20 protein-coding genes and 1 other RNA gene are annotated in these 24017 nt (G+C 38.8%); 15 read left to right on the forward strand and 6 right to left on the reverse strand.

The window, feature by feature from the left end; genetic code table 11:
* Window positions 1-101: 101 nt before the first annotated feature.
* From rnr to HMPREF1321_RS09220, 4 genes are all read right to left on the reverse strand, one after another.
* Window positions 102-2333 (reverse strand): ribonuclease R, encoded by a 2232-nt coding sequence (gene rnr / locus HMPREF1321_RS09205; protein WP_009422347.1) that lies wholly within the window; start codon window positions 2331-2333, stop codon window positions 102-104.
* A gap of 531 nt (window positions 2334-2864) precedes the next feature.
* Window positions 2865-3059 carry a 30S ribosomal protein S21 gene (gene rpsU, locus HMPREF1321_RS09210; protein ID WP_002674401.1) on the reverse strand — a complete coding sequence of 65 codons (195 nt, stop codon included), beginning with the start codon at window positions 3057-3059 and terminating at the stop codon, window positions 2865-2867.
* A gap of 101 nt (window positions 3060-3160) precedes the next feature.
* Window positions 3161-3733, reverse strand: a complete 573-nt coding sequence (locus HMPREF1321_RS09215; protein WP_009422393.1) for a TatD family hydrolase — start codon at window positions 3731-3733, stop codon at window positions 3161-3163.
* A gap of 29 nt (window positions 3734-3762) precedes the next feature.
* Window positions 3763-4242 carry a CAP domain-containing protein gene (locus HMPREF1321_RS09220; protein ID WP_009422346.1) on the reverse strand — a complete coding sequence of 160 codons (480 nt, stop codon included), beginning with the start codon at window positions 4240-4242 and terminating at the stop codon, window positions 3763-3765.
* A gap of 160 nt (window positions 4243-4402) precedes the next feature.
* Between HMPREF1321_RS09220 and ffs the strand changes: the two genes are divergently transcribed.
* Window positions 4403-4501: signal recognition particle sRNA small type (ffs, locus tag HMPREF1321_RS11260), an RNA gene on the forward strand.
* 27 nt (window positions 4502-4528) lie between these two features.
* On the opposite strand, the gene HMPREF1321_RS09225 is transcribed toward ffs, so the two are convergent.
* Together HMPREF1321_RS09225 and HMPREF1321_RS09230 are read right to left on the reverse strand one after the other, a co-directional pair.
* Complete coding sequence (locus tag HMPREF1321_RS09225; RefSeq protein WP_009422451.1) at window positions 4529-5254, reverse strand: molecular chaperone DjiA; 726 nt, start codon at window positions 5252-5254, stop codon at window positions 4529-4531.
* A gap of 95 nt (window positions 5255-5349) precedes the next feature.
* Window positions 5350-6210: a hypothetical protein gene (locus tag HMPREF1321_RS09230; RefSeq protein WP_009422429.1), complete on the reverse strand. Its 861-nt coding sequence runs from the start codon at window positions 6208-6210 to the stop codon at window positions 5350-5352.
* Between the two features lie 562 nt (window positions 6211-6772).
* Between HMPREF1321_RS09230 and HMPREF1321_RS09235 the strand changes: the two genes are divergently transcribed.
* The 14 genes from HMPREF1321_RS09235 (at window position 6773) to gldM (ending at window position 24015) form a co-directional block, all read left to right on the forward strand.
* A complete protein-coding gene (locus tag HMPREF1321_RS09235) occupies window positions 6773-8062 on the forward strand; it encodes a M23 family metallopeptidase (RefSeq protein ID WP_034575984.1) in 1290 nt (429 codons plus the stop codon).
* Window positions 8063-8109: 47 nt separating this feature from the next.
* Window positions 8110-8559 carry a hypothetical protein gene (locus HMPREF1321_RS09240; RefSeq protein WP_009422349.1) on the forward strand — a complete coding sequence of 150 codons (450 nt, stop codon included), beginning with the start codon at window positions 8110-8112 and terminating at the stop codon, window positions 8557-8559.
* 258 nt (window positions 8560-8817) lie between these two features.
* Window positions 8818-10437 (forward strand): glucose-6-phosphate isomerase, encoded by a 1620-nt coding sequence (pgi, locus tag HMPREF1321_RS09245; protein ID WP_009422384.1) that lies wholly within the window; start codon window positions 8818-8820, stop codon window positions 10435-10437.
* Between the two features lie 71 nt (window positions 10438-10508).
* Window positions 10509-11315: a type I methionyl aminopeptidase gene (gene map, locus HMPREF1321_RS09250; protein ID WP_009422450.1), complete on the forward strand. Its 807-nt coding sequence runs from the start codon at window positions 10509-10511 to the stop codon at window positions 11313-11315.
* Window positions 11316-11560: 245 nt separating this feature from the next.
* Complete coding sequence (locus tag HMPREF1321_RS09255; RefSeq protein WP_009422423.1) at window positions 11561-11833, forward strand: hypothetical protein; 273 nt, start codon at window positions 11561-11563, stop codon at window positions 11831-11833.
* Window positions 11796-12113, forward strand: coding sequence for a type II toxin-antitoxin system RelE/ParE family toxin (locus HMPREF1321_RS09260; protein WP_034575985.1), 318 nt, complete (start codon window positions 11796-11798; stop codon window positions 12111-12113). Before HMPREF1321_RS09255 ends, HMPREF1321_RS09260 begins: the two co-directional genes overlap by 38 nt.
* A gap of 29 nt (window positions 12114-12142) precedes the next feature.
* Window positions 12143-13897: an aspartate--tRNA ligase gene (gene aspS, locus HMPREF1321_RS09265; protein ID WP_009422446.1), complete on the forward strand. Its 1755-nt coding sequence runs from the start codon at window positions 12143-12145 to the stop codon at window positions 13895-13897.
* Window positions 13898-14002: 105 nt separating this feature from the next.
* Complete coding sequence (locus HMPREF1321_RS09270) at window positions 14003-15376, forward strand: WD40/YVTN/BNR-like repeat-containing protein (protein ID WP_232205454.1); 1374 nt, start codon at window positions 14003-14005, stop codon at window positions 15374-15376.
* A 161-nt stretch (window positions 15377-15537) separates the two neighbouring features.
* Window positions 15538-16134: an outer membrane beta-barrel protein gene (locus HMPREF1321_RS09275; protein WP_009422400.1), complete on the forward strand. Its 597-nt coding sequence runs from the start codon at window positions 15538-15540 to the stop codon at window positions 16132-16134.
* A 1040-nt stretch (window positions 16135-17174) separates the two neighbouring features.
* Window positions 17175-17768: an outer membrane beta-barrel protein gene (locus HMPREF1321_RS09280; protein ID WP_009422379.1), complete on the forward strand. Its 594-nt coding sequence runs from the start codon at window positions 17175-17177 to the stop codon at window positions 17766-17768.
* A gap of 126 nt (window positions 17769-17894) precedes the next feature.
* Entirely contained in the window at window positions 17895-20021 is a 2127-nt protein-coding gene (locus HMPREF1321_RS09285) for a prolyl oligopeptidase family serine peptidase (protein WP_009422401.1), read from the forward strand.
* 276 nt (window positions 20022-20297) lie between these two features.
* The gene (gene gldK / locus HMPREF1321_RS09290; protein ID WP_002674370.1) at window positions 20298-21674 is read left to right on the forward strand and encodes a gliding motility lipoprotein GldK; all 1377 of its coding nucleotides are present in this window, start codon (window positions 20298-20300) and stop codon (window positions 21672-21674) included.
* Window positions 21675-21732: 58 nt separating this feature from the next.
* A complete protein-coding gene (gene gldL / locus HMPREF1321_RS09295) occupies window positions 21733-22398 on the forward strand; it encodes a gliding motility protein GldL (protein WP_002674368.1) in 666 nt (221 codons plus the stop codon).
* A 36-nt stretch (window positions 22399-22434) separates the two neighbouring features.
* On the forward strand, window positions 22435-24015 hold the full coding sequence (gldM, locus tag HMPREF1321_RS09300; protein WP_009422366.1) for a gliding motility protein GldM: 1581 nt from the start codon (window positions 22435-22437) through the stop codon (window positions 24013-24015).
* The last annotated feature ends 2 nt before the right edge of the window (window positions 24016-24017 follow it).

Here is a 24017-nt window from a genome sequence, read left to right on the forward strand (position 1 = left end):
ATTTACTCATATAATCTTTTATGTAGAAAAAAAAACTTTACCAAAGTGTGAAACTTTGGCAAAGTATGAGATGCAAAAACTGCTTGTCGTGCTACGACTCATTATTCACTTATCAGTTCAAAATCTAATTGCTTTTTCATCAGGTCGGTGTTTTTCACACGTATCATTACTTCATCGCCAAGCTGGTAGGTTTTACCAGTGGCTTGTCCTACCAAAGCGTATTGTTGTTCGTCGAAAGTGTAATAATCGTCTTTGATGTCGCGAGCGCGTACCAATCCTTCGCATTTGTTCACGGTAATTTCTACATAAATACCCCATTCGGTTACACCCGAAATCACTCCTGCAAACTGCTGGTTTTTATGCGCTTCCATATATTTCACCTGCATATATTTGATAGAATCACGCTCGGCTGAAGCTGCTAAACTTTCCATTTGTGAGGAGTGTTTGCATTTGGTTTCATATTCGGCTTCGGGTTGTGAAGGGGCGTTATCTAAATAGAGTTGCAAAAGGCGGTGTACCATCACATCGGGATAACGGCGTATAGGAGAGGTAAAATGGGTATAATAATCAAACGCTAAACCGTAGTGTCCTATGTTTTTGGTAGTATAAGTAGCCTTTGCCATCGAACGTATTGCCAAGGTATCAACTAAGTTTTGTTCTTTCTTGCCCTTTACTTCTTCTAAGAGATTATTAAGCGAATCGGTAGTGGTTTGGCGGTTTTTCAAATCTAAACTATAGCCAAATCGGTTAATAACCGTGTTGAACTGTTGTAGTTTCTCGGCATCGGGTTCATCGTGTACGCGGTATACGAAGGTCTTTTTCATTTTGGCTACATACTCAGCTACCTTTCTGTTAGCCAAGAGCATAAACTCTTCAATCAGTTTGTTGGCTTCCTTGCTTTCTTTGAAATATACGCCTGTAGGGTTGCCGTTCTCATCGAGGTCGAATTTCACTTCTACCTTATCAAAAGTAATGGCTCCTAAACGCATACGCTTACCGCGCAATTTTTCGGCTAAAGTATTAAGTGTGAGAATAGCCTCTACTACCTCAGCAGGTACGGCACGCTCTTTATCGGTAATGGAAGTTTCGGCAGGAATGGTGTACCCCTCACCTACTTTGGCTTGTTCTATTACTGATTGTGCTTCTTCGTAAGCAAACCTAAATGACGAATGTGTTACAGTACGTCCTATCCAAATATCTACCACTTCAGCTTTCTTATTCATCTCAAACACTGCTGAAAAGGTGTATTTATCTTCATCGGGGCGGAGTGAACAAGCGAAGTTACAGAGGATTTCGGGCAACATTGGCACTACCCTATCTACCAAATACACAGAAGTAGCACGGTTGTAAGCCTCTTCATCTAATATAGTACCTTCTTTCACGTAGTGTGATACATCGGCAATGTGTACGCCAATTTCGTAATTACCATTTTCTAATACTTTGAATGACAGTGCATCATCGAAGTCTTTTGCATCACGAGGGTCGATAGTGAAAGTGAGGGTTTCACGCATATCACGACGGCGGGCAATCTCCTCATCAGTAATAGAAAGGTCTAAGTTTTTAGCAAAGGCTTCTACTTCTTCTGGATAAGTATAAGGCAAACCGTATTCGGCTAAGATAGAGTGCATTTCAGTAGTTTGCTCTCCTGGTTTACCGAGTATCTGTTCCACTACCCCCATAGGCGAATCGCTTTTGTCTTTCCAATCTTCTATGCGTACAATCACACGGTCGCCGTCCTGAGCGCCATTGAGTTTGTCTTTCAACACAAAGAAATCAGTATACATACGAGCATCGGTAGGGACGACAAAGGCAAAGTTCTTATGCATTTGCACAGTACCTACAAAGCGCACTTTGTTGCGTTCTAATACCTTACTAATTTCTCCTTCCATCTTATTGCGATTTCTAAAACGAGGAAATACATACACTTCCACCAAATCGCCGTGGAGGGCTTTGTTTAGAAAATTCTGTGCTACAAAAATGTCGTTGTCTAAACCATCAACTATTACATAACCATTGCCACGCGCACTCACATCGAGCGTACCTACATAGTAGTGTTGCATAGGGATAGCTTGATACTTCCCACGGTCGATTTCTACAATGCGTTTTTTCTCTTTCAGTTGTACGAGTTGTTTCACCAGCATATCACGACGTGGTGCATCGGTAATGTGGAGTTTAGCAGCAATTTGCTTGTAGTTAAAGCTCTCTTCGGGGTGTTCTTGTAACACCGAAAAAATCGCTTTGATAAGCTCTTGCTTGTTGCGTTTAGCTAAGCTCTTATTCTTTTTAGGTTTTCCTGATTTTCCTTGCTTTTGAGTTTTATTTGTTTTTTTCATATTGCAAAAGTAAATATTTTTGAGTTATTAACAATCACCAAATTATAAATTGAAAAAGATTTCTTTCTAAAAAAAGAAGGGTTATTATTATGATGACGTTCATAAGAGGGATAAAATTAGGCTGAAAAACTTGCTTTTTTCAGTTTAAGAATATTATGATTAGTTATCAACAATAAAAAGTGATTTACGGTTTTTTAAATGAATATTTTAAGCAAAATTGTTGATAACTCTTTTTGATATTATGCACAACTTTTTGTTGAGAACTTTTCATTGGGCAGATTGTTCATAACTGATAAAAAGTAGTGGATATTTTATAAGAAATAAATTTGCTTTTTTCATCTTCATTTTTGTATACACAGAAAACATAAAAGAGCAAATATTTTAGTGTTTTTTCTTCCTCAAGTTATGCACAATTTAAGAATGGACAATGAACAATACCGATAAGGATAATGAACAACACTTAAATAAAAAAAATAGGAACGAATATTATCCGTTCCTACTTTAAAAAAAATTGAATATCTCCACAATGAACTATACTTCTTCTTGATCTTTCAAGTGCTGAATGTATTGTGCTTTTTGGATTTCGGCTCTTCTGCGTACAGAAGGTTTAGTGAAATGTTGTCTTTCACGTAGTTCACGTACTACACCTGTACGGTCGAATTTGCGTTTATAACGTTTTAAAGCTTTATCGATGCTTTCTCCGTCTTTTAAAGGAATTATTAACATAAAGATACACCCCCTTTCAATTTTCAGGGCGCAAAGATATGAAGTAATTAGCAAACGAGCAAATTTTTTAAGTAGAAAATTTTAGATTTAAGTTTTAGACCTTAGATAAGTCTGGCTTGTTTAACTTGTTTGATAACTAATGGTTGAATACTGTCATCACTTTCAAAAAACCGGTATTCAGGGGAGATTTTCTTAAAGACTTCTTGCAATTGATGAGAATAGAGTAGGGGAGTGCCAAAAGAAATAGCAATGCCGTGAGCGATGAGCTCTTGTGCTACTTTTAGGTTTTTTCTGAAGCCGTGCAATATCCATAACTGTTGTGAATGGGTGCGCTTGCGAAGTTGTATTACTTCGGCATAAGCTTTCACACAGTGAATGATAAGTGGGAGCTGTAAACTTTCGGCTAATTCTATGTGTCTTAAAAAGATTTCTTGTTGTAAGGATAGGGGAGAGGTAACGTTCTTATCGAGTCCACATTCACCTATAGCCCAACAATTGAAGTGCTGGGCTAAGGGTATGAGTGCATTCCACTGCGCCTCAAAATCGTTTAAAAACCAAGGGTGAATACCTACTGAGAAAGGTTCGCTAGTATCGGCGGTAAGTGGATACTGATTGCGAATTACCAAAGTATCGGAAGTTGAGTGCTGGGTATGCGAATGAACATCGAGATACATTGTTTTAAGAGTTAGGAAGCAGTTAGAAATTAAGGATAAGGAGCAGCGAAGAGTTGCGTCCAATACTTACCGCTACGAGCAACACCTACTTCAGTAACTTGGGCATTCATAATATTAGCGCAGTGTAAAGGACTTTCGAGCCAACTTTTCATCGCTTCTTCTTCATTTTGTTGTCCCATAGCTACATTTTCAGCCCACGTAGCCCATTTATAACCAGCGTTAGTAAGTCTTCTACCAGGATCTTGTCCGTTTTTACTATAGTGAGTTAATTCGTTGCGTTTAAGCATATCGTCACTATGGGCTTTGGCTACTTTTTCTATTGTTTTATTCCACTTTACAGGAGGTACGGGTTTAAAATAATTACTACCACAATTGCAGCCTTTTTGTCGTTGCTGATTGATAAGGGTGAGCATCTTGTTAGAGCTCGAACCTGTGGCCTCACTATCTTGTGATTTACTACATTGTAGCGATAGGAGCGCTAAGAATAAAAAGAATAGTTTTTTCATCATTGATATTTAATATTTTTCTTTGTTTTTTAACTGTTTTAACCAGATTTTGAAAGGTTGTTATACAACACTTTTGGTGCAAAAGTAATAAAAATATAGCTACTAAGCAAGAAAAAAAATAGAAAAAATTTGCTATGTAATAAAAAAGTTGTACTTTTGTCGCCGGCAAGTCCTACACGACCAGCTCCTGAAAAATCCTCCAGGGTGGGAACACAGCAAAGGTATTCGGTTGTAGCGGTGCGATGTAGGTAGCTTGCCACTTTTTTGTTTATAGGGGTAAGCTATTTGGTTAGTTCATTCCTCTTTGGCGTGCGATTTGTTCATAGGCTTGTTGTACTTGTTTGAACTTTTCTTCGGCGCCTTTTTTTATGGCTTCATCTTCAGTAATCACTCTATCGGGGTGATATTTTTTTGCCATATTTCTGTAAGCTTGTTTTACTTCGGCATCGGTAGCTTGGGGGCTTATACCTAAAATAGCATAAGCATTTTCATTGGGAGTTTGGGTATAGCTATTACTGCTATAAGTGTTAGCAAACATTGCTTTGATGCTTATAAAATCACTTTTTTCTATCTGGAAGTAATAGGCTATTTGCTCTATTTGTTGTACTTCGTCTTGGCTTACTACTCCGTCGGCTTGAGCAATACCAAAGAGAAAATAGAGGATTTGCAGGCGTGTTTCGTAGGTAGTACGCGCTCGTACGTACATTGCTACTCGGGGAGCTTCTATCTGGCGTCCTTTTATTAGTTCATTAAAACTGCGAAACACGGCATTGGCGCGTTCTTTACCATAAAGGCGTACGAACTGCAAGCGCACGAAATCTAATTCGGCTTGGGTAACACGTCCGTTGGCTTTAATAACTAGGCTACAAAGTGAGAGGAGATTCAGCTCGAATGTAGCGGGTGATATGTTTTGCTGAAATGGGTTGCGAAAGGGCTGCTCGGTGGGTAGCTGTTGGGTGAGTTGTCTAAAAAGCCAAAAGAAAAAAAGAAATATAAGAATAGAGAATAAGCTCATACGATATAAATTTTAATAATGCTGATAATGCCAATAATACCAGAAATGCCAATAATGCCAATAATGCCAATAATTAGATATGAAGTTAATTTACACTAATAATATGTGATTTCTCTTTCTATGATATATACTAATTTGCCTTCGGAAAAGCATTTCTTCTCTATCCAATTACCTTTTTCATCGTATTGATAAGAAAAGGTATAGTTTATTTTCTTTGCTTTATTATGGGTCTTCTTTTCGAAGATTAAGAGCATTTCAGTAGGAAAAGGCTCTTTTTTATAGGTATACACTGTTTCGAGGCTTTTATTCTTTTCGTTGGATTTGGTTATTTGGTGGGTAACGAATCCGTTTTTATTATACTTTGTCTTCTTGGTGTATTTTACTGATTTATCGGGATTGTAGACTTTGGTTTCGAGTTGGTTATCCCTCTTGTCGTACTTATATGAAGAGTAGTTTTTGATACTTTCATCGGTGTTGTAATAAGTAGCATAGGTAGGGTAACTACGTTTGTTTGTATCACTTGAAAGTACTAAGTATTCCTTACCTGTTTTAGGGAAGTAGACAGTTTTCTGCATTTTTTTCTCTTTATCGTCATAAGTAAGGGTGTACTCACGCAATAGAGTATCGGTTTCGTCGTATACTTTTAAGTTTGTTTCTCGGTTATTATCGTCGTAAGTTACTTCTGTTTTAAGGTTGAACACATTTCGGTCGGCAAACATAATTTGTTGGACAACATATCCTTGCTCATTGGCTAAGAGAAACAGATTTTCATCGTAATAGAATTTCTTTACAGCTGTTTTTTGAATGCGGTGTTTTTTGTTTTCTTTTACTTGATAAGGGATAACGCGCACGGATTTTACGTTGCCTTTTAAAAAGAGTTCTTTGAGCAAAAATATGTTCTGCCCAAAGGTATTAGTAGCTGTTAGTAGGGCAATGAGAGTATAAATATATTTCATAATAATTTGTTTTATGGGGGCAAAGATAGGAGGTAATTAGCAAATGAGCAAATTTGGAAAATGAGAAAATGAGAAAATGAGGTAATTAGCAAATGAGAAAATGAAAAAGAAAAATTTACTATTGTATAGGTAGCTTGGACGAACCTTAAACGAACCTTGAACGAATGTTGGACGATAGATGGCACTTTTTTGGGAGGAGGCATTTTGTGAAATGGAGTATTGATGGAAAAATGTACTACTTATATGGCTTGTAGGGCAGAAAAATGTACTGAGTAGGGGAGAGGGCGTTTGGGTATGGCTGGAATTTAAGAAAAAGATAAGGCGAAAGGTAGCGGTAAAGGTGTTGAAAAAGAGGACATAGAAGCAGTTTGGGAGAGTTGAGGTATACAGCTTAATACATTAATTATGAATAAATTAAAGGAGGTATATGCAGTTTTTTTAGTTTTTTTATTTGCGTAGTTCATTTTTTATTTGCACCTTTGTAAGATTTTTTGATACACTTGCGCCTTAAATGGCTTGGTGTTTGTGAACTAAAAAATGTAAAAACAGAAACAGAAAACTTATGATGAAGAAAGTCCTTTATTTTTCATTTTTTGCACTTCAGCTTTCGGTATTCACGTCTTGTAATGATACCCCTAATGCTGAGAAGGCAACAGCTTCGGCTACTGTTGAGGCACCTAAACCTCCGGTGTATGAATTTGGTTTCAACTTGAACGATTACACGATAGTGAAAGATACGATTAAGCAGGGTGATACCTTTGGTAAACTATTAGAAGAGAACAATATAGGAGCGGTGGATATTCATAATATCACCCAAAAAACCAAAGGAGAGTTTAACCCTAAGAATATACGTACGGGTAAGGTTTACGCTTTTTTGTACGATAAAAAAGACCCCTCGAAACCCCATAGCTTTATCTATCAGCCGAACGTTACGGATTACGTAGTGGTGCGTCTTGGAGACTCGGTTCACGCTTACAAAGCGCAACGCAAAGTAACGATTGTGGAAAAGGCATTGGCAGGAAATATCAACAGCAATCTTACAGTTGATGCGCTTGCGGCGGGTATCAGTGCGAATGCTACTTACCAAATGGGACAGATTTTTGATTACACCATCGACTTTTTCCGCTTGCAAAAGGGTGATAATTTTAAGATTATTTATGAGGAACGTTATGTGGACGACACTATTTTTGCGGGAGTTGAGAAAGTGAAAGCGGCTTATTTTGAGTGGCAAGGGAAACCTTATTACGCTTTTAACTTCACTACCGATTCGGCAAAAGGTACAAATGGTTATTACGACGAAAAAGGGAATATGATGAAGCGAATGTTTTTGAAATCGCCTTTGGATATCTTCCGCATTACGTCTAAATTTGGAATGCGTTTTCACCCTGTGCTTCACCGTATGAAGGGACATTTTGGTACCGACTATGCAGCACCTACGGGTACGCCTATACGGGTGACAGCATCAGGAACGGTGATTGAGGCGGGCTATAGTTCGGGTAATGGTAACTACGTGAAGGTGCGCCACAACAATATGTATACAACACAGTACTTGCATATGTCGAGAATACTAGCACGCAGAGGACAACACGTATCGCAAGGACAGGTGATTGGACTTGTGGGAAGTACCGGCTTGGCAACAGGTCCTCACGTGTGCTATCGATTCTGGAAGAATGGAAGACAAGTAGACCCACTCAGAGAGAAGTTACCAGAATCGGTGCCTATTGATGCGCGACTTAAAGCTAAATATTTGAAGGAGATAGCGCCACTAAAAGAACAGCTTGATGCGCTAAAAGCGACTCCTATTGAAATGGAAGAGGAGGTAACGAATGTACAAAAGCAAACGGTGTCGTAACAATGGTTAATGATTAGTGATTAATGGTTAATTAAACAGAAATACAAATGAAAAAGTTTATTTTTTATCTATTGGCTCTTGTGGGCTTTACTGCCTCAGCACAAGTGTATGAATTTAAGGTAGTAACCGCTATTGAATCGGTGGTACCTTCGGGAGCAGGACGTTCGCGACTTATCTCAGCTAATGAAACACGCAATTATAAAGAATTTACTACTACGCGCTCAGAAGAAGGAGACGAACGCAACAAAAGCGACCGTGATGAGATTCGCGTAAAGGGCTTTGATGAGACCAAACTCCTCAACTTCTTTAATCTCGGGGGAATTCGTTTTCAGAACATCGCTGCCAACGATGCTCTTATCACTTCTAAGTTGAACACAATGAGTGAAGAAGGCTGGGAACTTGCTTTTGTTACTAGTGGAGTAGAGAGCAATGCAGGAAGCAATGATTCTACAGGTATTTTTATCACCCGTTTTGTGTTTAAAAGACAGAAAAAGTAAGTTTCATTAAGTAATTTGTCAATTAGCAAATTAGCTAAAGGTGAAGCGTCATTATTTTGTAGTTTTGCACTCTGAAAAGACAGATGTTAGTTGCTATTACATAGATTATAATTAAACAAATAGAGAATTCAACTGATTATTAAGATAATTAACTTTGCCAAAGTTTCAAACTTTGGCAAAGTGAAAGGTGCAAAATTTACAGACTAATTTGTGATTGACTATAAAAAGAATAACAACATTAAACATATATAAATAAAAATGTTAAAAAATAGTAATCCAACACAAACCAATGCTTGGAAAGCATTGCAAAAACATTTTACTGAAGTAAAAGACCGCCATACGCTTTCTCTATTCGAGAAAGACCCTGCTCGCGGTGAAAAATTCACTATCAAATGGCACGACTTTTACGTAGATTATTCTAAAAACCGCATAGACGAAGAAACCCTTAAACTCCTCGTGCAACTCGCTAACGAATGTCACCTTAAAGATGCTATCGAAAAGTACTTCGGTGGCGACCTTATCAACAACACCGAAAAACGCGCGGTTTTGCACACTGCCCTTCGCGCGCCCGAAAACAGCGTGATAAACGTAGATGGCAAAAACGTAATGCCCGAAGTAGTAGCTGTAAAACACAAAATCAAACAGTTCAGCGAAGAGGTCATCAGTGGCAAACGCAAAGGTTATACTGGTAAAGCCTTTACCGATGTGGTGAACATTGGTATTGGTGGCTCTGACCTAGGTCCGGCAATGGTAACAGAGGCGCTTAAATTCTATAAGAATCACCTCAACGTACATTTCATCAGCAATGTAGATGGCGACCACGTGCTCGAAACTATCAAACACCTCAACCCCGAAACTACCTTGATAGTGATTGTATCTAAAACATTCACAACACTCGAAACCCTTTCGAATGCGCTTACTGTAAAAGAATGGTTCCTAAAATCGGGTAGCGAAAAAGATATTGCTAAACACTTTGTAGCAGTGTCTACTAACTTGCAAGAAATCGATAAATTCGGTATAGACCCTGATAATGTATTCCCTATGTGGGACTGGGTAGGCGGACGCTTCTCGTTGTGGAGTGCCGTAGGCTTGAGCATTGCCCTATCAGTAGGTTATGATAATTTTGATAAGTTGCTCAAAGGAGCGCACGCTATGGACGAGCATTTCCGCACAGCTCCTTTTGAGAAGAACATTCCGGTAGTCTTGGCATTGCTCAGCGTGTGGTACAACAACTTCTACGGAGCCGAAAGTCAAGCGATCATCCCTTATACTCAGTATTTGCACCGCTTGGCGGCTTACCTACAACAAGGTATAATGGAAAGTAACGGTAAACAAACCGATCGTGATGGCAACCCTATCCCTTATCAAACTGGGGTAATCATCTGGGGTGAACCGGGAACCAACTCTCAACACGCGTTCTTCCAGCTCATCCACCAAGGTACTAAATTGATACCTACTGATTTCATTGGCTTTAAACACTCATTGCACGGCAATACCGACCACCACAACAAGTTAATGGCTAACTTCTTTGCACAAACCGAAGCCCTTTTAAAAGGTAAAACCGAAGCCGAAGTGCGCAAAGAAATGGGTGACAAGGTAAACGAAGCCTTAGTGCCTTTCAAAGTGTTTACAGGAAACCGCCCTACAACCTCTATCCTCATTGATAAACTTACCCCTGAAAGTTTGGGTAGCCTTATCGCTATGTATGAGCATAAGATATTTGTAGAAGGTGTGATCTGGAACATCTACAGTTACGACCAATGGGGCGTAGAACTCGGCAAACAGTTGGCAAGCAAAATCCTTAAAGACATCGCCGCTACCGAACTCTCTGCACACGACAGTTCCACTACCAATTTATTAAAACAATTCAAAAAATAGGTTTCAGGTATCAGGTTTCAGGTGTTAAGTATGACCCCTGAAACCTGACCCCTAACACCTAACACCTGAAAATGATTCACATTAGAACAGCCGAAGAAATAGAACTACTACACCAAGCTGCCCAAGTGGTATCACGCACTTTGGGCATACTAGCTAAAGAAGTAAAACCAGGGGTAACCACCCTATATCTCGATAAACTCGCCGAAGAGTACATCCGCAGTCAAGGGGCTATCCCAGGATTTTTGGGTTTGTATGGCTTCCCTAATACCCTCTGTATGAGTCCTAATGCACAAGTAGTGCACGGCATCCCTAACGACCGTCCGTTACAAGAAGGCGACATCATCTCGATAGATTGCGGAGCATTGAAAAACGGTTACTACGGCGATCACGCTTATACTTTTGAGGTAGGCGAAGTAGCCCCCGAAGTAAAAGAACTCTTGCGTGTAACCAAAGAATCACTGTACATAGGTATCCATCAGTTTCGTGCGGGTAACCGAGTAGGCGATGTAGGACACGCTATACAACAACACTGTGAGGCACACGGCTATGGCGTAGTGCGCGAACTCGTCGGTCACGGCGTAGGGCGCAAAATGCACGAAGACCCTGAGATGCCTAACTACGGCAAACGCGGTAGTGGTAAAAAGTTTAAAGACGGAATGGTAGTCGCCATAGAGCCTATGATCAATATGGGTACCAAGAGCATACGCCAACTCAAAGACGGCTGGACAATCCTCACCGCCGACGGCAAGCCTTCAGCCCACTTTGAACACGATGTAGCCCTCATCGATGGCAAACCTAAATTGCTCTCCACTTTCAAGTACATATACGAAGCCTTAGGTATTAAAAGCAATGAGGAGGACGAGTTTTTGCTCAATTAGATGAATGAACACCTTTATTTACAATATCTCTGACAATTCTGAATCTTACGTAAAGGTTTCAGAAGCTGAACTATGAAGGTTTAGGAGAGGCAAAAAAGGTATCTTTATTTCTCATAATGAGGTAATGAAAAGGATTACGAGAACTCATAGAGAAAGAAGCCTAAGAGAAAAAACCTTTGTCTATAAATTCTTACTAGAGAACTTGAAGCATATCAAAAATAATTGAATTTAAAAATACTAAAATTATGAGTACACTTATTATTAAACCACCTAAACATCTCTCATTGGAAAAGGCTAAAGCTGTTCTTGAAAATTTAGATTTTGAGATTGTTACTAATGAATACACTGAACCTTATGCAAAGGTTTCAGAAGCTGAACTACATTCTATAGAAGAAGGTTTAGAAGAGGCAAAAAAAGGTGTCTTTATTCCTCATAATGAAGTAATGAAAGGATTACGAGAACTCATAGAGAATTGGAAAAATGGAAGATCTAACGATTATTTGGTTGCCAAAAGCTAAAATTCAATTGTATGATATTTCGCTGTATTGGTTAGAAAAAACTCAATCAGAAAGTTATATTCTAAAATTAGAAGCTGAAATAGCTAAAATTTGTGAAATGCTTGAGTATAATCCAAAAATAGGAACGATAGTAGATAATAGAAAGGATGTAAGAAGAGTAATTGTACTTCGTAATTTTTCAATTTTTTACCAAATTATAGAACAAAAACAAGTGATTGAAATTATATCTTTTTGGGATAACAGAAATAACCCCGAGAAGTTAAATCTCAATAGAATATAACTCAAAAACTTATAACTAACGACAAATAAATGTACAGAACGCATACTTGTGGAGAGCTACGACTCTCGCACGAAAAACAACAAGTAACCCTCAGCGGATGGGTACAACGCGTCCGCAACAAGGGATTTATGATTTGGGTAGACCTACGCGACCGCTATGGCATCACTCAACTTATTTTTGACGAAGAACGCACTGATAAAACTGTCTTCGATCAGGCGAAAACCCTCTCACGCGAGGACGTGATTCAAATTCAAGGTACTGTTATCAAACGTGAGGCTACCAACGCAAATATCCCTACCGGAGAGGTGGAAATCCTCGTTACAGCACTTACCCTGCTCAACCATTCTGAACTTCCTCCTTTTACCATTGAAGATAATACCGATGGCGGTGAAGACCTCCGTATGAAGTACCGCTATCTCGATATACGCCGTACCCCCGTGCGCGATAACCTTATTTTTCGCCACAAAGTGGGGATAATGGTGCGCAACTACCTATCCGAACAAGGCTTTATAGAGGTAGAAACCCCTGTACTTATCAAATCAACACCCGAAGGCGCTCGCGACTTTGTAGTGCCTAGCCGTATGAATGCTGGTGAGTTCTACGCACTTCCACAATCACCGCAAACCTTTAAGCAATTGCTAATGGTAGGCGGATTAGACAAGTACTTCCAAATCGTAAAGTGCTTCCGCGATGAAGACCTCCGCGCCGACCGTCAGCCTGAGTTTACCCAAATAGACTGCGAAATGTCGTTTGTAGAACAAGAGGACGTTATCCAGACCTTTGAAGGATTGGCAAAACACCTCCTCAAAGAACTCAAAGGCTTAGAGTTCGGGGCTTTCCCTCGTATGACTTATGCCGAGGCGATGAAAACTTATGGCAACGACAAACCCGATATCCGTTTTGGTATGAAGTTCGGCGAACTCAACGATCTCGCGCAACACCGCGATTTCAAAGTGTTCAACGAAGCCGAATTGGTAGTAGGGATTGCCGTACCTGGTACCAACAGCTACACCCGCAAAGAGATTGATGCTTTGGTAGAATGGGTAAAACGCCCACAAGTAGGCGCTTCCGGAATGGTATATGTAAAATGCAATGAAGATGGCACCTTCAAATCATCAGTAGATAAATTCTATAACGAGGATGACCTCAAGGCGTGGGCAGAGCGCACTGGCGCCAAAGCAGGCGACCTTATCTGTATCCTTTCAGGCAAGGCAAATAAAGTACGCGGGCAACTTAGCGCCCTCCGTATGGAACTCGCTGAGCGCCTCGGCTTGCGCAAACCTGATGAATATGCCCCTCTATGGGTCGTAGATTTTCCACTTTTGGAGTGGAGCGAAGAGGAAGAACGCTTCTTTGCGATGCACCACCCTTTTACCTCGCCTAAACCTGAGGATATTCCGTTACTCGATAGCAACCCAGGTGCCGTACGTGCCAATGCTTATGACCTCGTGCTCAACGGCAATGAAGTAGGCGGTGGTTCTATACGTATCTTCAACCAAGAGTTACAAGCCAAGATGTTCCAGCTATTAGGCTTTACCCCTGAGCAGGCACAAGCACAATTTGGCTTCTTGATGAACGCCTTCCGATACGGAGCTCCTCCTCACGGTGGTTTGGCTTTTGGCTTTGACCGATTAGTAGCACTTCTCGGCGGACAAGAAACCATACGCGACTTTATCGCTTTCCCTAAAAACAATAGCGGTCGCGATGTGATGATTGATGCCCCTTCGCCTATTGATGAGGCACAACTGAAAGAACTCAATATTCAATTGACAATTAACAATTGATAATTGACAAAAAGGCTGTCGCAAAGTAAATTTGCGACAGCCTTTGTTGTTTTTGTGAAAAATAATATTACTTTTGCAATGTAAAACGCTAAAAATAAAATGTATATGAAACAAGTTTTAAAAGCAGTAGGCTTAGTGCTCTTACTACTCACCTCTTGTAGCAAAGACGATTCTAACCCTAACAATGGAAACGGAAATGGGAACGGTAACGGCAATGTTACCCCACCCGTTGAACAAAAAGCAATTGTGATCACTTCGTATAGCAAAAACTACGGCTATGCAGGTGATAGCGTGGATATTTTAGGCGAAAATTTCCCTAAAAAAGAACAATGTAAAGTAACTTTTGGAAATACTGAAGCTACTATCACCTCAGTTTCAGCCGATGGCAAGAAACTCACCCTTGTATTACCCCGCAGTAGTACCTATTTGCCAGAGTTGAAATTCTACTTTGGCGAAAAAACTGTGGTAGACAACAAAGTAACCAATGACTATGAACAAAAAATAGGTATCATTGATAAAGTCGTAGGACAATGGGTAAAAACTCAATGGGATGTAGCCAATGCTGAAGATTTATATAATGTAAAAACCCAAATCATAGGAGATTACATATATAGTACACAAGTACGGGATAAATCCTCTGGAAATATTGTGGTTTTTAGCAAAGATAATGGTATCACTTGGGAAAAATGGGCAAATACAGGTGTATGGAGTTATATTTCTGATTTTTATATTACCCCCTCTCACGAAGGTCTGAATGTGTATTTTAGTGTTGTATACAAAGTACCTATTGGAGGAACAAAAACTCCTAACCCTTTTATTAATAGTGGAAAAGAAATTTTTTACAAAGAAAATATTACTTTCAATAGAGTAATTTGTGATGATGAAATGAAAAATATCATTGTGGTCTCAATACATGGAGATGTCTATAAATCAACTAATGGGAAAGATTTTTATCCTATAAGAGAAGTTAATACAACCCGTCATCTTGTTGATTATCAATTTCTTGCTTTTAAAAGAGATGTAAACCATATATGGATTGGTGGATTGGATATCAAAAACGGAAATTACAAACCTAAAATACTATTCTGTAATGGTAATAATGAACAATGGACAGAATATGTATTTGAAAATGAATCCGATGGAAGTGGAAGGGCTGTCGATGTGAATTTCCCTACTAATCAAATAGGCTATTGTTTAATATCTGGATCAGTTAACAAAATATACAAGTCTACTGATGGGGGATATTCTTGGCAAAAATTACCTTTTGAAATTCCTATTGGTGTACGATCCTTAGCTTTTCAAGATGAAAATACAGGCTGGCAATCATTAGGCAAAGTTATCTATAAAACTACTGATGGAGGCAATACTTGGCAAAAAGAGTTTGAAGCCGAAAGCGATATCAAAAAACTTTACTATACTCAAAATGTGTTATACGCTTTTGCCGATGATGGTTTGCTATACCGCTACTATTTTAAATAGTAAATTTACAGACTTAAAAGAAAATATCGATTTTTGCCTTAAAAACAAATTGGATATGGTAGTTTTTGCCATTAGTGAAAAAATAAAAAACCAACTTTTTCGTAATTCATAGCCTGTAATTCGTAATTATTTTGTATCTTTGCCTTAATTAAAAACAAAAAATGAACAGTATGAAAAGAATTTTATTAGTGGTAGCTGTTGTTTTTGCAACTGTTACCTATGCACAAACCGGAAAAGGAAACTGGATGGTAGGCGCTGATTTGGGTCTTTCATTTCAATCTAAAAATGTAGTGGAGAAAGATGATCAGGTACAATATATGGATCAAACCATAACTACTTTTAAAATCACACCTAACTTTAACTACTTTGTGGTTAATAACTTAGCAGTAGGGTTAGGAGTGGGATATGAACACTCGAGAGACAAGAGAGCTAATAGTAGTTGGGATACGGAAACAAATACCCTTATAATTGCACCTAATGTGCATTACTATTTCCCTACAGGTGGAAGTTTAGCGCCTTTTGTAGGGGCAAGAGTAGGTTTTACAAGTAGAAAAAATCCTTCAGGGATTGGTGCTGGTGAATGGAGAGGATTGGTAGTAGGAGGTAAAGCAGGTCTTGCTTACTTTGTAAACCGAGGAGCTGCTATTACAGCTTATGCAGAGTATGACCATTTTTCTTTAAAGCATACAGAAAACACTAAACGCAAAACCAAAGAGGGTGTATTGGGTGTAGGTATAGGTGTTGCCTTGTTCTTCTAAGTAGAAAATCCTTCATAATTATAAGTATGGGGTGTTTTAAAAAGTAGTGATATTTTTTAAGACACCCTTTTTTAGTTGATGTAATAAAAGTGTAGTTTACACTACAGAAAGTCTTTCAATTGATAATTGACAATTGACAAATGTGATGGGCACGGATGGGCAACTTCGTTGCTGGATTTACACAGGTTGTAATACAAACGTGATTGTGAATCAGTGGTGTAGATTTTGAATAGGTGTTAATTAAGGTGGGTTGGATATAATAAAAGTGTAGCTTACGCTACAGAAATCTTACAAATCTCAAAAAAATCAAACAAATAAACAGCTTTGCTGTTTTAAATGTCTCGCACAGATTGCACGGATTTCACGGATAGTTTTCAATTGATAATTGACAATTGACAAATGTGATGGGCGCGGATGGGTAACTTCGTTGCTGGATTTACACGGATTGTGATGCAAACGTGATTGTGAATCGGTGTTGTAGATTTTGAACGGGTGTTAATTAAGGTGGGTTGGATATAATAAAAGTGTAGCTTACGCTACAGAAATCTTACAAATCTTTAGAAAATCAAACAAATAAATAGCTTTGCTGTTTTAAATGTCTCGCACAGATTGCACGGATATTTTTTCAATTGACAATTGATAATTGACAATTGACAAATGTGATGGGCACGGATGGGCAACTTCGTTGCTGGATTTACACAGGTTGTAATACAAACGTGATTGTAAATCAGTGGTGTATATTTTTAATAGACGTTAAATAAACTTTAAACGGAACTACAGTGGGTTTTCAGTGGCTCTACAGTGGCTCTACAGTGGCTCTACAATAAAGGTTAATTAAATTATAATTGAATATTAATAGAGTTTATAGTGCTACTATCTCCTAATGTCACACGTTTTGCAGGTTAGACTTCTTGGACAGGTGTGGACACACGGGTAGCTGTAGCACGACGACAAAGCGAAAAAATTCTTTAAAAAAATTTGCACATTCAAAAATAAGTAGTACCTTTGCCTTATTAATAACAATAAAAATATAGAACAGTATGAAAAAATTTTTATTAATCGTAGCAGTTGCTTTTGCGAGCGCTACATATGCACAAACTGAAAAAGGAAACTGGATGGTAGGCTCTGACTTGGCTCTTTCATTTAACTCTGTTAAAGAAACACCTCGTTATGACGGAACATCAGGTAATGTACAAACGCAAAATACATTTAAGTTTGTACCTAATTTAAATTATTTTGTAATTAATAATTTAGCAGTAGGTTTAGGTTTAGAGTACCAAAGTACTACTACCAAAGTAAAACCTGTAGCAGGTTCAGAAACAAAGGGAACAACTTCTGCGTTTGTTATAGCTCCTAATGCACATTATTATTTTCCTATCGGTGGCAACTTAGCACCTTTTGTAGGAGCAAAAGTAGGATATGCTTGGGCTTCAGCAGGAGATAATAATAGTGATAAAGAAAGAGGATTGGCATTAGGAGTAAAAGGAGGTATGGCTTACTTTGTAAACCAAGGAGCTGCTCTTACAGGTTATGTAGGTTATGACTATATGAACTTGAAGAACAAACAAGACAATAAAGCAGAAACGAGAATAGGCAACTTCGGTGTTGGTATCGGGGTAGCTTTGTTCTTCTAAGCTGAGAAATTTTATAACTGAATTAAGAATATGGGGTGTTTTAAAAATAGCAATATTTTTAGGCACCCTTTTTTATAGATAAAAGTGAACCTATATTTTTAATAAACATTACTAATAATTTATAATATGAAACATTCCTTATTCTCCGCAACGCTACTTCTTTTAGTAGCCTGCAATCAAAACCCTAACAACACTAACGACGAAAAGATGAACTATCCTCAAACACGTATGGATAATACCGTCGATACTTACTTCGGCACTCAGGTGTCTGACCCTTACCGTTGGCTCGAAGATGACCGTTCTGCTGAAACCGCTCAGTGGGTAAAAGCCCAAAACGATTTTACGTTTGGTTATCTCTCTAAAATACCCTATCGACAAGCAATAAAAGAGAAACTCGAGAAACTCTGGAACTATGAGAAACTGAGCGCTCCTTTTACCGAAGGAGATTACACTTATTATTACAAGAACGACGGCTTACAAAACCAATCGGTGCTCTATCGCAAAGATAAAGAAGGTAAAGAAGAAATTTTCTTAAATCCGAATACTTTTTCTAAGGACGGAACTACTTCATTAGGAGACGTTGCTTTCTCCGAAGATGGTTCTTTAGTAGCTTATCTCATTTCAGAAGGCGGTAGTGACTGGCGTAAAGGGATAGTGCTCGATGCGAAAACTAAAAAGGCAATAGGTGATACCTTAGTAGATATAAAGTTTAGTAGTGTAGCGTGGAAAGGCAATGAAGGCTTCTTCTATTCCAGCTACGACAAACCCAAAGGCAGTGAGCTATCAGCAAAAACTGATCAGCACAAGCTTTATTATCACAAACTCGGCACGTCTCAAAAGAGTGATAAGCTCATTTTTGGTGGCACACCAGCTGAGAAATATCGTTATGTGTCGGGCACAGTATCCAATGACGGGAAATATCTGTTCATTTCGGTTGCCAATGCGACCTCAGGTAATAAACTATTTGTAAAAGATTTATCTAATCCTAAATCTTCTTTGGTAACTATTACCAACAATTTCGATGGAGATACAGGATTTGTAAATAACCAAGGCACAACGCTCTTTTTAGAAACCAATATCAATGCACCTAACGGTCGCTTAGTGAAAGTAGACTTTAAAAATCCACAGCCAGAGCATTGGCAAGATGTTATTCCTGAAACCAAGAATGTGCTCAGTATTACTACCGCAGGCAAATATCTATTTGCTAAATATATGGTAGATGCTCTTTCTCAGGTAAAACAATACGACTACGAGGGGAAGCTCATTCGCGAAGTGAAGCTCCCCAGTATAGGTAGTGCGGGAGGTTTTTATGCTAAAAAAGATGAAACACACACCTATTTTAGTTTCACCAATTACGCATATCCTACCCAAATATACAAAATGGATTTGGCAACAGGAGCTACTGAACTCTATTGGAAACCCGCTATTGCTTTTGATGCCACTCACTACGAATCTAAGCAAGTGTTTTATACCTCTAAAGATGGTACTAAAATACCAATGATGATTACCTATAAAAAAGGAATCAAACTCAACGGTAAAAATCCTACCTTATTATATGGATATGGAGGGTTCAACATCAGTTTGATGCCTACATTCGGTGTTGCCAATGCGGTGTGGTTAGAACTTGGGGGTGTATATGCTGTTCCTAACTTACGTGGAGGAGGTGAATATGGTAAACAATGGCACGATGCAGGCACTAAGATGCAAAAGCAAAACGTGTTCGACGATTTTATAGCAGCTGCTGAATATCTTATAAAAGAGAAATACACCTCTCCCCAATACCTTGCTATCAGAGGAGGCTCTAACGGAGGGCTCTTGGTAGGTGCTACAATGTTACAACGCCCCGACCTGTTTAAGGTAGCTTTACCCGCAGTAGGTGTACTCGATATGTTGCGTTATCACACTTTTACCGCAGGAGCAGGGTGGGCTTATGATTATGGCACATCTGATGATAGCAAAGAAATGTTTGAATACTTAAAAGCCTATTCACCCTTACACAACGTAAAACAAGGAGTAGTTTATCCTGCTACTCTTATAACAACAGGTGACCACGACGATAGAGTAGTACCTGCTCACAGTTTTAAGTTTGCTGCGGAATTGCAAGCTAAACAAACGGGCAACAACCCTATTCTTATACGAATAGAGACCAATGCAGGACACGGAGCAGGGACACCAGTGAGCAAAACTATAGAGCAAAACGCCGATTTGCAAGCATTCACTCTTTGGAATATGGGGATTAAAACACTCCGATAAAGAGTAGGGGAGAGGAAAAAGAAAAATAGCTTCGTAACAATATTACACAGCTTTTTATACTATTTAGTAGCCAAAAGTGTTTACAAAAGAAGTATTAAATAGGGTAAAAAGTAAACTCATTCTTTTACTTTTTTTTTACATTTCAAGGGGTAAAAGGGGTTAAAATGTAAAAATAGTGTTAAAGTTTGTAGGTTATTGAAAAATATTGTTGAATAAATTTTGTGTGTATAAAATAAATGCGTACGTTTGCGCCCTAATTAAATGTGAATTTAAACAATGTTTATGGCAAGAAGAATATTTGTAATGCTACTTGTACTATTAGTACTAGCTGCGTGTAAGCGTGGCGGTGGCGACAGCAAAGGAGAGCTTGTAGGTGTTAAGGGGAAGAGCTGGAAACAGCCTGCTCCTTACGGTATGACGCTTATTCCGAGTGGTTCTTTCATTATGGGTAGTTCCGATGATGATAAAACTGCGAGTTTTAACGCACCAGTGAAAACTGTGAGCGTGGGGTCGTTCTATATGGACGAAACCGAAATCACAAATAGTGAGTATCGCCAGTTCGTGAATTGGGTTCGCGATTCAATTATCCGTACTCAGTTAGCTGAAATGGCGGAACAAACCGGTCAGACCCAAGGCAGTGGAGGTATCGGTGAATATGCATACTTAGATGCGAACACCGAGAAGATGAATGCTTATCAGCAGTATCTTCAAAACACATATGGCGACCAAAAAGCACGAAAATTGAACAAGAAAGTAGCACTTATTTGGGACACTAATAAATTCCCAGATGAATACTACTCGGAAGTAATGGACAAAATGTATTTGCCCGAAGAAGAAGCTTACAATGGCAAACGCATTATGGACGTTCAGAAGTTCGAGTTTAAATATCAATGGCTTGATATGGATAAAGCCGCTCGTACTCGCGGTAACCGTAAAGACTTCATTAAAGAGGAAATCGTGAAAGTATATCCTGATACTACTGTATGGATTCGCGACTTCAACTATTCTTATAACGAGCCAATGCACAATGACTATTTTTGGCACGAAGCCTATGGCGACTATCCTGTGGTAGGCGTTAGCTGGATTCAAGCCAAAGCCTTCTGTGAATGGCGTACTCTTAACAAAAACTCTTATCAAAAATCAAAAGGTGATTACACAGTAAACTCTTTTCGTTTGCCAATTGAATCGGAATGGGAATACGCAGCACGTGGTGGTCTGCCAGGAGGTACTTATCCTTGGGGAGGTCCTTATACCTATGATGATAGAGCTTGTTTCCTTGCAAACTTTAAACCAATGCGTGGTGACTATGCTGTTGATAATGCACTCTATACCGTAGAAGCTAAGTCGTACGAACCTAATGGTTACAACCTCTACAATATGGCAGGTAACGTATCAGAATGGACAAACACCTCATATGACCCCAATTCATATGAATATATGTCTACAATGAATCCTAACGTACTTGATGACAAAAATCACCGTAAAGTAATACGTGGAGGTTCTTGGAAAGACGTTGCCTTTATGTTGCAAGTAAATACTCGTGATTATGAGTACCAAGACTCAGCCCGTAGTTATATAGGGTTCCGTACCGTACAAGATTTTATGGGTATCAGCGACAAACAACAGGCTAAATCAGCAAGAGGATACAGATAGAATTAAAAGAAAAATCAAACAAATTAACTAATAAATTTAACAAATAAAAAAAAGTCTTATGGCAGGAAGTAGATCAACAAAGAAATTGTTTAATATGGTTTATGGTATAGGTGCCTCAGTTGTAATTATCGGTGCCTTAGCCAAAATTTTGCACGTGGATATCTTAGGTATCAGCGGTGGCGTATTGTTAGCAGTAGGGATGGGAACAGAAGCATTCGTCTTCTTCTTCTCAGCTTTTGAACCAATAGATGAAGAGTTCGATTGGTCATTGGTTTATCCTGAGCTAAAAGGAGGTGCTCCATCAGGACGCCAAGGAGCTTTGGCTTTACAGTCAGGAGAAGATAAGATTCTTAGAGAATCATTATCACAAAAATTAGATGGTATTTTAGCAGAGGCTCGTATCGATGCGAATATGATGCGTTCATTGGGAAGATCTATTGAAAACTTTGCAGAAGCAAGTAAAGAAATCGCTCCAGTGGCTAATACGATGGTGGCTACTCACAAATATGGTGAAGAGCTTTCAGCAGCAGCATCAAATTTAGAGTCATTAAACAGCCTTTACAAATTACAATTAGAAAGAACAGAAAGACAAGTATCTGCACAAGCAGGTGTTGTTGATAACTTAGATTCATTAAATCAGCAAATGCTTACGTTTAAAGACAACTTAAGATCTTTGAACACTATCTATGGAGGAATGTTATCTGCAATGGGCGGCGCACGATAAGAGTAATTATTTATTAACTTATTAAAAAAATAGCTTATGGCAGGTGGAAAATTAAGTCCAAGACAGAAGATGATTAACCTGATGTACTTAGTATTCCTTGCGATGATCGCATTGAATATGGGCAAGCAAGTACTAGATGCATTCGGGTTAGTGAATCAAAAGTTTGAATCATCAAACAAAAGAGCTAATGAAGGCACATCTAATGCTTTAGCCGAATTAGCAAATAAAGCAAATGAGAATCAAGCTCAATATGGTGAGATATATGAACAATCCAAACAAATAAAGGAACTATCAGATGGATTGTACAGCTATATCCAAGATATTAAAACCAAAGTAGAAGATGTAATTGGTCAAAAAGACATTCCTGTAAATCAAAGAAACTATCAGGCAATGGATCAGTCAGATTTTACTGACAATTATTTCTTTGCTGAGGGAGCACAAGCTAAAGCTCACGCAAGTGAATTCATTGAAAAAATGAAAACCTATCGCGAAGGAGTATTAAAAGTATTGGGAGATAATCCAGCTTATAAAGCTTTAGCCGATAAAGTAAGCGTAAACTTTAATACTGACGACGTAAAAGATAGAGAAGGTAGAACTGTAAAATGGTTACACTTTAACTTTGAAGGGTTCCCTTATATTGCAACTTTAGCAAAACTCTCAATGATGCAGTCAGACATCTTAACTACTCAACAAGAATTTTTCGATACTGCTTTGGCAGGTAGCTTGAAATCACAAGTTTCAATGACTAACTATACAACTTTACTTGAACAAGGTAAAGGGGCGTATTACCAAGGTGAGAAATTCGATGGTTCTATCGTATTGGGTAGAAAAGATGCTACTACACGTCCTAATGAAGTAGACATCGCTATCGACGGTAGAAAGTTAGGAACAAGTGAATACACTATTGAAGATGGTCGTGTGAAATTAAACATTTCAGCAGGTAATACAGGTGACCACAAAATCACAGGTAACTTGTACTTCGACCAAGACGGAAAACGTATTGCTGTACCTGTAGCACAATCTTTCTCTGTAATTCCTAAACCAAACTCAGCAGTTATTTCAGCTGATAAGATGAACGTAGTGTATCGTGGTGTTGCTAACCCTATCACTATCTCTATGCCTGGTGTTCCTGATAACAAAATTTCAGCATCAGCACCTGGTTTATCTAAAGCGAGTGGTAGTGGTGCTTGGGTAATGCGTCCAGGACAAGGTAGAGAAGTTACTATTCACGTAACAGGTGAGCTTGCAGGACAAAAATTCAGCTCTTCTAAAATGTTCCGTATTAAAAATATCCCACGTGCTGTAACCAGCTTGGGCGGACAAATAGGAAACGCTAAATTACCAAAAGCAAACGTATCTGTAATGCCAGTGATGGCTGTTTTGGAAGACTTCGACTTCGACTTGAAACTACAAGTAAACGAATTTAAAGTGTTCATTCCAGGACAACCAAGTGTATACGTGAAAGGTAGCAGAATGAACGAACAAGCAAGAGCAGCTGTTCTAAGAGCTAAACGTGGTGATAAAATCCAGATATTTGACGTAAAAGCAAGTATCATCGGTAACTCTGAGCTCAGATTGCCTCCTGTATCACCAATCGTAGTTGAAATAACAAACTAAGA

The organism is Capnocytophaga sp. oral taxon 412 str. F0487 (assembly GCF_000271925.1).
GTDB lineage: Bacteria > Bacteroidota > Bacteroidia > Flavobacteriales > Flavobacteriaceae > Capnocytophaga > Capnocytophaga ochracea.